The sequence below is a fragment of the Streptomyces coerulescens genome (assembly GCF_042657965.1).
GTDB lineage: Bacteria > Actinomycetota > Actinomycetes > Streptomycetales > Streptomycetaceae > Streptomyces > Streptomyces coerulescens.
The window spans coordinates 515,260-526,862 of record NZ_JBHSKM010000024.1; the positions used below are offsets into that span (position 1 = coordinate 515,260).

The 11,603-nt window shown below is 70.5% G+C and carries 11 protein-coding genes; 6 read left to right on the plus strand and 5 right to left on the minus strand.

The annotated features are described in order from the left end of the window. The first annotated feature begins 60 nt into the window (after positions 1 to 60). The 5 genes from ACFPQ9_RS31780 to ACFPQ9_RS31800 all read left to right on the plus strand — a co-directional run bounded on the left by ACFPQ9_RS31780 (position 61) and on the right by ACFPQ9_RS31800 (position 4,317). Positions 61 to 1,344 carry an ABC transporter substrate-binding protein gene (locus ACFPQ9_RS31780; RefSeq protein ID WP_380861168.1) on the plus strand — a complete coding sequence of 428 codons (1,284 nt, stop codon included), beginning with the start codon at positions 61 to 63 and terminating at the stop codon, positions 1,342 to 1,344. Beyond that, positions 1,341 to 2,279, plus strand: a complete 939-nt coding sequence (locus ACFPQ9_RS31785; RefSeq protein WP_380861171.1) for a carbohydrate ABC transporter permease — start codon at positions 1,341 to 1,343, stop codon at positions 2,277 to 2,279. The genes ACFPQ9_RS31780 and ACFPQ9_RS31785 overlap by 4 nt, the downstream gene beginning before the upstream one ends. After that, positions 2,276 to 3,136: a carbohydrate ABC transporter permease gene (locus tag ACFPQ9_RS31790; RefSeq protein ID WP_380861174.1), complete on the plus strand. Its 861-nt coding sequence runs from the start codon at positions 2,276 to 2,278 to the stop codon at positions 3,134 to 3,136. Before ACFPQ9_RS31785 ends, ACFPQ9_RS31790 begins: the two co-directional genes overlap by 4 nt. A 5-nt stretch (positions 3,137 to 3,141) precedes the next feature. Continuing rightward, positions 3,142 to 3,735 carry a hypothetical protein gene (locus tag ACFPQ9_RS31795; RefSeq protein ID WP_380861177.1) on the plus strand — a complete coding sequence of 198 codons (594 nt, stop codon included), beginning with the start codon at positions 3,142 to 3,144 and terminating at the stop codon, positions 3,733 to 3,735. 129 nt (positions 3,736 to 3,864) lie between these two features. Then, the gene (locus tag ACFPQ9_RS31800) at positions 3,865 to 4,317 is read left to right on the plus strand and encodes a phospholipase (RefSeq protein ID WP_380861180.1); all 453 of its coding nucleotides are present in this window, start codon (positions 3,865 to 3,867) and stop codon (positions 4,315 to 4,317) included. A 57-nt stretch (positions 4,318 to 4,374) separates the two neighbouring features. Here ACFPQ9_RS31800 and ACFPQ9_RS31805 read toward each other — a convergent pair whose 3' ends face one another. Both ACFPQ9_RS31805 and ACFPQ9_RS31810 read right to left on the minus strand, forming a co-directional pair. After that, positions 4,375 to 6,630, minus strand: coding sequence for a heavy metal translocating P-type ATPase (locus tag ACFPQ9_RS31805; RefSeq protein WP_380861183.1), 2,256 nt, complete (start codon positions 6,628 to 6,630; stop codon positions 4,375 to 4,377). A 65-nt stretch (positions 6,631 to 6,695) separates the two neighbouring features. Next, positions 6,696 to 6,911: a heavy-metal-associated domain-containing protein gene (locus tag ACFPQ9_RS31810; protein WP_380861185.1), complete on the minus strand. Its 216-nt coding sequence runs from the start codon at positions 6,909 to 6,911 to the stop codon at positions 6,696 to 6,698. 190 nt (positions 6,912 to 7,101) lie between these two features. Between ACFPQ9_RS31810 and ACFPQ9_RS31815 the strand changes: the two genes are divergently transcribed. Then, the gene (locus ACFPQ9_RS31815) at positions 7,102 to 8,073 is read left to right on the plus strand and encodes a hypothetical protein (protein ID WP_380861188.1); all 972 of its coding nucleotides are present in this window, start codon (positions 7,102 to 7,104) and stop codon (positions 8,071 to 8,073) included. Between the two features lie 46 nt (positions 8,074 to 8,119). Here ACFPQ9_RS31815 and ACFPQ9_RS31820 read toward each other — a convergent pair whose 3' ends face one another. The 3 genes from ACFPQ9_RS31820 to ACFPQ9_RS31830 form a co-directional block, all read right to left on the minus strand. Further along, on the minus strand, positions 8,120 to 8,767 hold the full coding sequence (locus ACFPQ9_RS31820; protein WP_380861191.1) for an isochorismatase family protein: 648 nt from the start codon (positions 8,765 to 8,767) through the stop codon (positions 8,120 to 8,122). A gap of 92 nt (positions 8,768 to 8,859) precedes the next feature. Next, a complete protein-coding gene (locus ACFPQ9_RS31825) occupies positions 8,860 to 10,695 on the minus strand; it encodes a glycoside hydrolase family 15 protein (protein ID WP_380861194.1) in 1,836 nt (611 codons plus the stop codon). Positions 10,696 to 10,788: 93 nt separating this feature from the next. Then, complete coding sequence (locus ACFPQ9_RS31830; RefSeq protein ID WP_380861197.1) at positions 10,789 to 11,568, minus strand: DeoR/GlpR family DNA-binding transcription regulator; 780 nt, start codon at positions 11,566 to 11,568, stop codon at positions 10,789 to 10,791. Positions 11,569 to 11,603: the final 35 nt, after the last annotated feature.

Sequence of the window (11,603 nt, forward strand, 5' to 3'; positions counted from 1 at the left end):
GCCCAGGGGGGCAGAGGGGGGCCGTGAAGAAGGACCGAGGAGAGGAGAGGTGACCTCGGTATGCCCGGACACAGGACAAGGGGGTTCTGCGCTTCGGCCGCCGCACTCGCGCTCTGCCTGACGTCGGCGGGCTGCGGAGGATCCGGGGAGTCGACCGGCGGCGGCAAGGTGGTGCTGCACTACACGTGGTGGGGCAACCCCGACCGCGCGGAGCGCACCGAAGCGGCCGTCGCCCTGTTCGAGGAACGGCACCCGAACGTCCGGGTGCGGACGTCGTTCTCGGCCTACGACGCCTACAAACAGAAGCTGGCCGTCCAGGCCACCGGCGGCGACGCACCCGATGTGATGCAGCTCGACTACCGCCAGATCGACCAGTACGCCTCAGGGGGCGTCCTGCTCGACCTGGCCGAGCAGCAGGCCGTACTGCGCACTTCCGGGATCGACGCGGGCCTGCTCGCCACCGGCCGTGTGGACGGCACCCAGTACGCGCTACCGCAGGGACGCGGCACCCAGACGGTCGTCTACGACGTCAAGAAGTGGAAGGAGTCCGGGGTCTCCCTCCCACGCCGCGACTGGACCTGGGACGAGTGGGCGGACACCATGCGCGCCCTGGCGAAGAAGACCGGCAAGCCCGGCGGCACCGACCCCGGCTCGAACGAGGACGTGTTCGAAGTCTGGCTGCGAGGGCAGGGCAAGTCCCTGTACACGAAGGACCGCGGACTGGGCTTCACCGCCGACGACCTCACCGCGTGGTGGACCTTCACCGAGGGGCTCCAGCGCGAGGGGGCCGTCTCCCCGGCCGAGCAGAACACCCAGCTCGACGGCTCCGTAGAGAACACCCCCCTCGGCCGGGGCAAGGCGGTCTCCGACGTGAACTGGGACGCACCGGCGAGCGGTTACCTCGCGCTCGTCCCGAGCGGCGTCGCGCTCGTGCCGATGCCGACGGGCGAGGACGGCACGCCCGGCCAGTACTACAAGCCGTCGATGTTTCTCGGTGTCTCCGCCGCCACGGGACACGCCGAGGAGGCGGCCGAGCTCGTCGACTTCCTCGTCAACGACGAGGACGCGGCCGAGATCCTCGGCGCCACCCGCGGCATCCAGGTCAACGAGACCGTCCGCAAGGAGACCGAGCCGCTGCTCGAGGACTTCGACAAGACCGTTTCCGACTACCAGTCCTCGGTCGAAGGCACCCTCAAGAACCCGCCGCAGGCCCCGCCGCCCGGCGACAACTCCCTGCAGACCACCTTCCAGCGCGACTACGACCAGGTGTCCTTCAACCTGATGTCGCCCCGCGAGGCAGCCGAGAACTACATCACCGAGGCGAAGGCGGAGCTGAGGTCATGACCATCACCGCGATACCCGCCGCGCCGAAGCGCGCCCAAGCCACCGACCCGAAGCGCCGCCCGAAGCGCGAACGCGAGGGCGCCGCCTGGGTCTTCCTGTCCCCGTGGGTCCTCGGAGCCATCGTCCTCACCCTGCTGCCGATGGCCGTGTCGCTGTACCTGTCCTTCACCGACTACAACCTCTTCGACCCGCCCCACTGGGTCGGTCTGCGCAACTACACCCGGATGTTCACCGAGGACCCGCGGTACTGGCGGTCCGTCACCACGACACTGACCTACGTCGTCATCGCCGTGCCCCTGCAACTGGCCCTCGCCCTCGCCGTCGCGCTCGCCCTGAAGAACATGAGACGCGGCAAGTCCTTCTACCGGTCCGCGTTCTACGCCCCCTCGCTGCTCGGCGCCTCCATGTCGGTCGCCCTCGTCTGGCGGGCGATCTTCAACGACGGTGGCACCGTGGACAATCTGCTCGGCACCGGCGGCTGGGTGAACCGGCCCGGCTGGGCGCTGCTCGCGGTCGCTCTGCTGACGGTATGGCAGTTCGGGGCGCCGATGGTCATCTTCCTGACCGGACTCCAGCAGATCCCGGCCGAGCTGTACGAGGCGGCGGCCGTGGACGGGGCCGGGAAGTGGCGGCAGTTCCTGTCCATCACCGTCCCCATGCTGTCCCCGGTCCTGTTCTTCAACCTCGTGCTCCAGACCATCCAGGCCTTCCAGGTCTTCACGCCCGCCTTCGCGGTCAGCGCAGGCAAGGGCGGACCCGCCGACTCGACGCTCTTCTACACCCTGTACCTCTACGACCGCGGCTTCGTCGCCTCCCACATGGGCTACGCCTCCGCGATGGCATGGGTGCTGCTGATCGTCATCGGCGCCGTCACCGCCCTGCTGTTCCGCACCTCGCGCTCCTGGGTCTTCTACGCGTCCGAGGGGGACCGATGACCGCGACCGCCGTTGCCCCCGAGCCCGTTCGCCGGGGCCGGATCGCCCTGCACCTCGGCTGCCTCGCCGCCCTGCTCGTCATGCTGTACCCACTGGCGTGGCTGGTGGCCACCTCGCTCAAGCCCGCCGACGAGGTCATCGCGAGCCTCGACCTGCTGCCCCGTCACCTGGAGTGGTCGAACTACTCGACCGCTCTGGACGGCGTCAACGACGTCTCCATCCGGCGGCTGCTGTCCAACTCCCTGCTGGTCGCAGGCGGCGCGGTCCTCGGCAACGTCATCAGCTGCTCGCTCGCCGCCTACGCCTTCGCGCGGCTGCGCTTCCGGCTGCGGGGGCCGCTGTTCGCGTTCATGATCGCGACGATCATGCTGCCGCATCACGCGGTGCTGATCCCGCAGTACATCATCTTCAACCAGCTCGGCATGGTGAACACCTACTGGCCGCTGATCCTGCCGAAATTCCTGGCGACGGAGGCGTTCTTCGTGTTCCTCGTCGTGCAGTTCATGCGGGGTCTGCCGCGTGAACTGGAGGAGGCCGCCCGGATCGACGGCTGCGGCCCGTTCCGCAGTTTCTTCCAGGTCGTCCTGCCGCTCACCCGTCCCGCGCTGATCACCACGGCGATCTTCACGTTCATCTGGACGTGGAACGACTTCTTCACCCAGCTCATCTACCTGTTCGACCCGGACAAGTTCACGCTCACACTGGCCCTGCGGTCGTTCGTCGACGCCTCTAGCACCTCGGCGTTCGGCCCGATGTTCGCGCTGTCCGTGATCGCGCTGCTGCCCATCGTCCTGTTCTTCCTCGCCTTCCAGAGGTTCCTGGTGGAGGGCATGGCCAGTTCCGGACTGAAGGGGTGAGCGGGATGCCGGCACGGGAGGCGGGCGAGGTGTTCGGCCCGCGCATGACCCTGTTCGCCGACGTACTGAGCGTCGGCCTGGCCACCTCCGTGGCCTGTCTGCCGCTGCTGACCGCGCCCGCCGCGCTGTCCACGGCCTGCGCGGTGCTGCGCGGCGCCCGGGAGGGCCGACCGGCCACCGCCGGGCGGTACTTCGCGCTGCTACGGCGACGGCTGCGCACCGGCGACCTCGCGGCGGGCACCTTGGCGCTCGCGGGTGCCCTGGTGCTGGCCGCGGATCTGGCGCTGGCCAGGGCGGGGCTGCCGGGCGGGGCCGCCCTCGCGGTGGTCGCCGCCGGTATCGGGGTGTGCGCCATGGTGGCCGGTCTGCGGGCGTGCGCCCGGCCCGAGTCGCTCACCGACTGGCGGACGGCCCTGCGCCTGGCCGCGCGGGACTGTGTGCGGGACCTGGGCGGCAGTGGCCTGGTGCTGCTGGCGGTGGCCACCGCCGCCCTGTGCGCCTGGATGCTCGTGCCGCTCGCGTTCCTCGCCCCGGGGCCGCTGGCGCTGGCGCTCACCGCAGTGGACATACGGAGACAGGACGTCGAATTCATCCCCTGATCTCCTTGCATGTCCAAGAGTTAATGGGCCATTAGGTCGCATGCGGTGTGAAAGGGCCGTTCGGGTGTCAATCATCTTGTCATGAACCTGCGACCCGACGGGCGGGCCGCAGCCTCATGGAGGTGTGGAATGCACCGCACACTCGCCACCGGTCTTGCCGCCTCAGCCCTCTCCCTCGTGACCGTCGTCGCCACCGCGGCGGCCGCCGACGCCGCCCCCGCCGACAAGCCCCAGATCCTGTCCAGTTGGACCCAGACCAGCGTGTCCAGCTACAACACCTGGGTCGCCGCCCGCAACAACCAGTCCGCCTGGTCCGCGTACGGGTTCGACTGGTCCACCGACTACTGCTCCTCCTCGCCCGACAACCCCTTCGGCTTCCCCTTCGCCACGTCCTGCGCCCGGCACGACTTCGGCTACCGCAACTACAAGGCGATGGGCACGTTCAGCGCCAACAAGTCCCGGATCGACAGCGCCTTCTACGAGGACCTCAAGCGTGTGTGCGCGGGGTACGGCGGTGCCACGAAGGCCGCCTGCAACAGCACCGCCTGGACCTACTACCAGGCCGTGAAGGCCTTCGGCTGATCAGTGCCGTGAAAAGGAGGGGCGCCGCTCGTGCGGCGCCCCTCTGTGCGTGCGGAGTCAGTCGGCTGCCCGGAACGAGCGCAGCCGCAGCGAGTTGCCGACCACGAACACCGAGGAGAAGGCCATGGCGGCCCCGGCGATCATCGGGTTGAGCAGGCCGGCCGCGGCGAGCGGCAGGGCGGCCACGTTGTAGGCGAAGGCCCAGAACAGGTTCGAGCGGATGGTGCCGAGCGTCCGGCGGGAGAGCCGGATCGCGTCGGCGGCCACGCGCAGGTCCCCACGCACCAGGGTGAGATCGCCGGCCTCGATGGCGGCGTCCGTCCCCGTCCCCATGGCCAGCCCCAGGTCCGCCTGGGCCAGGGCGGCCGCGTCGTTGACGCCGTCGCCGACCATCGCCACCGAACGCCCTTCGCCCTGGAGCCGCTTGACGACCTCGGCCTTGTCCTGCGGCAGCACCTCCGCGATGACGTCCTCCGGTGCGATGCCGACCTCACGGGCGACGGACTGGGCGACGGCCCGATGGTCGCCGGTGAGGAGGATGGGGGTGAGACCGAGGGCGCGCAGCCGCCGGATCGCCTCCGGGCTGGTCTCCTTCACCGCGTCGGCGACCTCCAGTACGGCGCGCGCCTCGCCGTCCCAGGCGACCGCGATGGCGGTACGGCCGGCCGACTCGGCCTCGGACTTGGCCTGCCGCAGAGCCTCGGGCAGTTCCATCGCCCACTCTCCCAGCAGCCGCTCCCGGCCGACGAGCACCGCGTGTCCGTCGACGATGCCCTGCACTCCGAGGCCGGGCACGTTGGCGAAGTCCTCCGGTGTGGGCAGCGAACCCAGCTTCTTCAGCGCCCCGTCGGCCACGGCACGGGCGATCGGGTGCTCGGAGGCGTGTTCCAACGCACCCGCGAGACGCAGCACTTCGGCCTCGTCGGTGTGATCGGCGGTGTGCACGGCCAACAGCGTCATCCGTCCGGTGGTCACGGTGCCGGTCTTGTCCAGGACGATGGTGTCGACCTCGCGCGTGGACTCCAGCACCTCCGGGCCCTTGATCAGGATCCCGAGCTGTGCGCCCCGCCCGGTGCCGACCATCAGCGCGGTCGGCGTGGCCAGGCCCAGGGCGCACGGGCAGGCGATGATGAGGACGGCGACCCCGGCGGTGAACGCCGCGGCCGGCCCGGCGCCGTTGCCGAGCCAGAAACCGAGGGTGGCCAGCGCGAGGGCGATCACGATCGGCACGAAGACGGCGGAGATCCGGTCGGCGAGCCGCTGTGCCGCGGCCTTGCCGTTCTGCGCGTCCTCCACCAGCTTGGCCATCCGCGCGAGCTGCGTGTCCGCGCCGACCCGGGTCGCCTCGACCACGAGCCTGCCGCCCGCGTTGATCGTGGCCCCGGTGACCGGGTCGCCCTGGGCGACCTCGACCGGCACGGACTCGCCGGTGAGCATGGAGGCGTCCACCGCCGAGGAGCCCTCGACGACCGTGCCGTCGGTGGCGATCTTCTCGCCGGGACGTACGACGAAGCGGGCGCCGACCTTCAACTCCGAGACCGGTACGGTCCGTTCACGGCCGTCGTCGCCGAGGACGGTGACGTCCTTGGCGCCCAGCTCCAGCAGCGCCTTCAGCGCCGCACCCGCCTTGCGCTTGGACCGTGCCTCGAAGTAGCGCCCGGCCAGGATGAAGGCGGTGACACCGGCGGCCGCCTCCAGGTAGATGTTCCCCGAGCCGTCACCGCGGGAGATGGTCAGCTCGAAGGGGTGCGTCATGCCCGGCTCGCCGGCCGTGCCGAGGAACAGCGCCCACAGGGACCAGGCGAACGCGGCCGATGTACCGACCGAGATCAGCGTGTCCATGGTGGCCGCGCCGTGCCGCAGATTGGTGAACGCCGCCTTGTGGAAGGGCCATGCGGCATACGTCACGACCGGAGCCGCCAGAGTGAGCGACAGCCACTGCCAGTACTCGAACTGGAGCGCCGGCACCATGGCCATCGCGATGACGGGCACGGCCAGTGTGACGGCCGTGATCAACCGCTCCCGCAGCGGCCGCAGTTCGTCGTCCCCGCGGGTGTCCTCGGGCGCGTCCTGGACCTGTGGCGCCGGCTCCCGCGCGGTGTACCCGGTCGCCTCGACGGTGGCGATCAGGTCCGGGACGGAGACGTCACCGCCGTAGCTGACCTTGGCCTTCTCGGTGGCGTAGTTGACCGTGGCGGTGACGCCGTCCATGCGGTTGAGCTTCTTCTCGATGCGCGCCGCGCACGAGGCGCAGGTCATGCCGCCGATGGCGAGTTCTACCTCGGTCGTGGGGTCGGACGCGGGGGTGGTCATCGCTGCTCCTCGTGCGGGGTGCGGGCGGAGCCCGGTGCGGCCGGGCTCCGCGGTAGGGGTGCGGGTCAGGCAGCTCGGCCGGTCAGCTCGTAGCCGGCGTCGTCGACGACCGCGCCTATCAGGGCGTCGTCCGGCTCGACGGTGCTGGTGACGGTGACCTGTCCGGTCGCGAGATCGACATCGACCCCGGTGACGCCGTCCAGCTCGCCGATGGCCTTGGTGAGCGTGGCCTTGCAGTGGGCGCAGCTCATACCGGAGACGGCGTAGGTGGTGGTGGACATGGGTTCCTCCTGGGAATGCGCGGTCGCGATCGACTTGATACGGGGTGGGGGTATCCTTGCCGGTGTCCATGTATACCCCTAGGGGGTAGGTGGCGCAAGCCCGGATCGAGGGTTGACTTGATACCCCCTGGGGGTATGGTGAGGTGCATCGAAGGACCGAATCGAAGGATCAGACCCGTAGGAGCCAGCCATGCATGCCGGACTGAGGATCACCGCGTTCGCCGCCGCACTGGCCGCGACCTTCGGCACCGCCTACGGCGTGGGCAAGGGTGTCGACCCCGTCGTGGAGGACCCGGCGCCCGCCCGCCATGAGAGCCACGCCGAGGCGCCGCCGGAGCCGGAGGGCTCGGACGGTCACGGAGGCCACGAGACGGCTCCGGCGGGTGGACTCCAGATCTCCGAGGGCGGCTACACCCTCGACCTGCGGACCCCGACCGTCATCGCCGGGCAGCGCGCCGAGCTCAGCTTCGCCATCCGCGACAGCGCCGGCCGCGCCGTCACGGCCTACCAGCGCGAGCACGAGAAGGAACTGCACCTCATCGTCGCCTCACGCGACCTGGTCACCTACCGCCATCTGCACCCCACCCGCGCCGCCGACGGCACCTGGAGCATCCCCGTCGAACTGCCCCGCGCGGGCGGCTACCGCGTCTTCGCCGACTTCACCCCGCAGAAGAAGGGCGCCGAGAACCTCACCCTCGGCGCGGACCTGGCCGCCTCCGGACCCTTCGAGCCGCAGCGGATGCCGGCGCCGAACACCACCGCGAAGATCGACGGCTACGAGGTCCGCCTGTACGGCGGCCTGCGCCCGGGCAAGGCGGGCGAGCTCAAGCTGAACGTCACCCGAGGCGGCCGCCCGGTGACGAACCTCCAGCCCTATCTCGGCGCCTACGGCCACCTGGTGGCCCTGCGGTCCGGAGACCTCGCCTACCTCCACGTCCACCCCAACGGCGAACCCGGCGACGGCAGTACGAAGCCCGGCCCGCAGATCTCGTTCACGGCCACCGCCCCGAGCAGCGGCACCTACCGTCTGTTCCTCGACTTCAAGCACGAGGGCCGGGTCCACACCGCGGAGTTCACGGTCCGCGCCGGTGCGGCGACGAAGGCCACGGAGGCCACTCGGGCCCCCGCGCACGACGAGGGCACCGGGGAGCACGGCCACTGAGGGCTCGGGCGCGCCCCGCCCGCGGAGCGGTCCCCGGCGGCCCGGGTCAGACCGCTTCCGCCGCGGGCGCGACGAGGCCGAAGAGTGTCACCACCCGGTCCGTGGACGTCACCGCCCCGCAGGTGTCCGCCACCCATTCCAGTGCGAACCCATGGCTCCCGGCCGACGCGTCGGCGACGGCGTCCGCCACGACGAACGGCTCCAGGTCCCGCACCCAGGCGTCGGCGGCGGTCATCAGCACCCCGACCCGGGCGAACAGCCCCGCGATCACGACCTGGTCGCGCCGCAGATCACGCAACCGGCCCTCCAGCCGGGTCCGGGCGAACGCGCTGTGCTTGCGCGCGGTCAGCACCGTGTCCCCGGTGCGCGGTTCGACCTGCTCCGCGAACGCCTCGCCGTCCCGGTCGTCCGGCGCGCCGGGCGGCCGTACATAGGTGGCGGGTCCGCGCTCCCCGGCGGGCACCGAGTGGATGACGGGCACGCCCGCGGCATGGGCCGCGGCCACCAACCGGGCGGTGTTGGCGAGGAGTTCGGAGACCGGGGCGCCCTCCTCGGCCAGGACGCGGACGAAGCGCCTTTGTAAGTTGAGGACCACGAGCGCCGCGCGACCCGGATCGAGGATCCACCCCGTGTCGTCGTCGGGCAGCATCGCGGCAGTAGGCATGACGTACGGGAAGATCGAGCCAGGCGTCATCTCGGGTTGCCCTTCGGGTGAGTCGGGGAAACCCTATTTAGGTTAGCCTCACCTAAATTCGATGTCTTGTCGATAGCGGGCGCGAACCGGCCTCACCCGAGGGCGCGGTCCAGGTTGAACGCGGCGCTGATCAGGGACAGATGCGTGAACGCCTGCGGGAAGTTGCCCTGTTGCTCGCCGGTGTGGCTGATCTCCTCGGCGTACAGGCCCAGATGATTGGCGTACGTCAGCATCTTCTCGAAGGCCAGCCGCGCCTCGTCGACCCGGCCGGCCCGGACCATGGCCTCGACGTACCAGAACGAGCAGATGGAGAACGTGCCCTCGTCACCGCGCAGTCCGTCGGGGCTCGCCTCCGGGTCGTAGCGGTAGACCAGCGAGTCGGACACCAGGTCCTCGGTGAGGGCGTCGAGGGTGGACAGCCACTTCGGGTCGGTCGGCGCGATGAACTTCGCCATCGGCATCATCAGCACGGCCGCGTCCAGTACGTCGCTGTCCTCGCACTGGACGAAGGCCTTACGGGTCTCGGACCAGCCCTTGCTCATGATCCGGCGGTAGATCCTGTCCCGGCACTCCTGCCAGCGCGGCAGATCGGCGGGCAGGCCACGGCGGTTGGCCATGCGGATGCCGCGCTCGATCGCCACCCAGCACATCAGCCGCGAGTACAGGAAGTTCTTGCGGCCGCCGCGGGTCTCCCAGATGCCCTCGTCGGGCTGGTCCCAGTTCTCGCAGACCCAGTCCACCAGGGAGCACACGTTGTCCCACTGACCGCTGGAGATGGGCTGCGCCCACTTGTCGTACAGGTAGATCGAGTCGATCAGCGCGCCGTAGATGTCGAGTTGAAGCTGGTCGGAGGCGGCGTTGCCGACCCGCACCGGAGCGGAGCCGAGATGGCCCTCCAGATGGTCGAGTTCCCGCTCGGGCAGATCGGCGCGGCCGTCGATGCCGTACATGATCTGCAACGGGCCGGTGGGCGAGCCGTCGCCCCGGCTGACGTGCTCGGTTAGGAAATTCATGAAGGCCTCGGCCTCCGTCGTGAAGCCCAGCCGCAGCATCGCGTACACACAGAACGCGGCGTCGCGCACCCACATGTACCGGTAGTCCCAGTTGCGTTCCCCGCCGAGCTGCTCGGGCAGGCTCGTCGTCGGCGCCGCCACGATGGCGCCGGTGGGCGCGTAGGTGAGCAGCTTCAGGGTCAGGGCGGAGCGGTGCACCATCTCCCGCCAGCGGCCCCGGTACTTGGAGGCGGACAGCCAGCGCCGCCAGTACTCCACCGTGCTGTTGAACTGCTTCTCGGCCTCCGTCCGCGCACACCGCTTCAGGGTGAGCGCCCCGCTGACCTGGTCCAGGGCGAGCACCGCCGACTCGCCCTGGGAGAGCTTGAAGTCGGCGTGCACGTCCGGCCCGTCGATCTCCAGCGGCACGGTGGAGGTCAGTCCGACGGACAGCTCCTCCGACTCGAAGATCGCCACCTCGCCCTCCATACGGACGGTGTGCGTCCGGGTGCCGTACTCGAAGCGGGGCGCGATGCGGGTGTGGAACGGGATCGAGCCGCGTACGCACAGCACACGCCGGATCAGCCGGTGCCGCTCGACCTCGACCGGATCCCCGTCGACCGGCATGAAGTCCTGCACCTCGCCGACGCCGTCCTCGGTGAAGAACCTGGTGATCAGGACGTTTGTGTCGGGGAAGTAGAACTGCTTGGTCCGGGCCGGCACGGAGGCCGCCAGCTCGAAACAGCCGCCCCGCTCGGCGTCCAGGATCGCCGCGAAGATGCTGGGCGCGTCGAAGGACGGGCAGCAGTACCAGTCGATCGTGCCGTCGATGCCCACCAGGGCCACGCTGCGCAGGTCGCCGATCAGGCCGTGATCGGCGATCGGCACGTACCGCGACGCCCCGGGTGCGCCCGCCTCGATCGGAGTAGTGCTCATCGCAGCCTCCCTGGCCCGCCATGCGCCTCGCTCCCAGCGTAGGTGGAATCGGCCGGGGGAGGGCCGGAGCGAGGGGATCCGGGGCGCGGGGGCTCAGACCGCGATGACCCGCAGGCCCGCCTCCTCGAACCGGCGCAGGGTCTCCGGGTCGGCCGCCGCGTCCGTGACCAGCGTGTCCACCGCGTCGGTGGCGCAGATCCGGGCGAAGGCGCGCCGGCCCAGCTTGCTGGAGTCCGCCGCCACGATCACCCGCTCGGCCCGCTCGCACAGCAGCCGGTTGATCGCGGCCTCCGCCTCGTCGTGCGCGGCGGCCCCGTGCGCGCTGTCGAACGCGACGACGCCGAGCACCGCCACGTCGATCGTGATCTGGCCCAGCACGCCGTCCGCGAGGGGCCCGATGAGCTCGTAGGACTGCGGGCGCGCGACCCCGCCGGTGACCACGATCTTGAACTGGGGGCGCACGGCCAGCTCATTGGCGATGTTGAGGGCGTTCGTGACGACGGTCAGCGCGGGCGAGCCCGACGTCAGATCGCTGCGCACGGCCAGGGCGCGGGCCACCTCGGTGGTCGTCGTGCCGCCGGTCAGCCCGACGGCCTCACCGGGCGCGATCAGGTCGGCCACCGCCTTGGCGACACGCTGCTTCTCGGAGGCGTGCCGGGCGGTCTTGTAGCGCAGCGGCAGCTCGTACGACACTCCGTGCACGACCGCACCGCCCCGCGTGCGCACCAGCATCTGCTGCTCGGCCAGCTGGTCGAAGTCACGGCGGATCGTGGCGGACGACACCTCCAACTCGGCGGCCGCCTCCTCGACGTCCAGCCGGCCCCGCTCGACGAGCAGCTCCAGCAGCGCCTTCCAGCGGGCGTCGCGCGACATCGGACCTCCAACTCCCCGGGATTCCTCGACCTGGC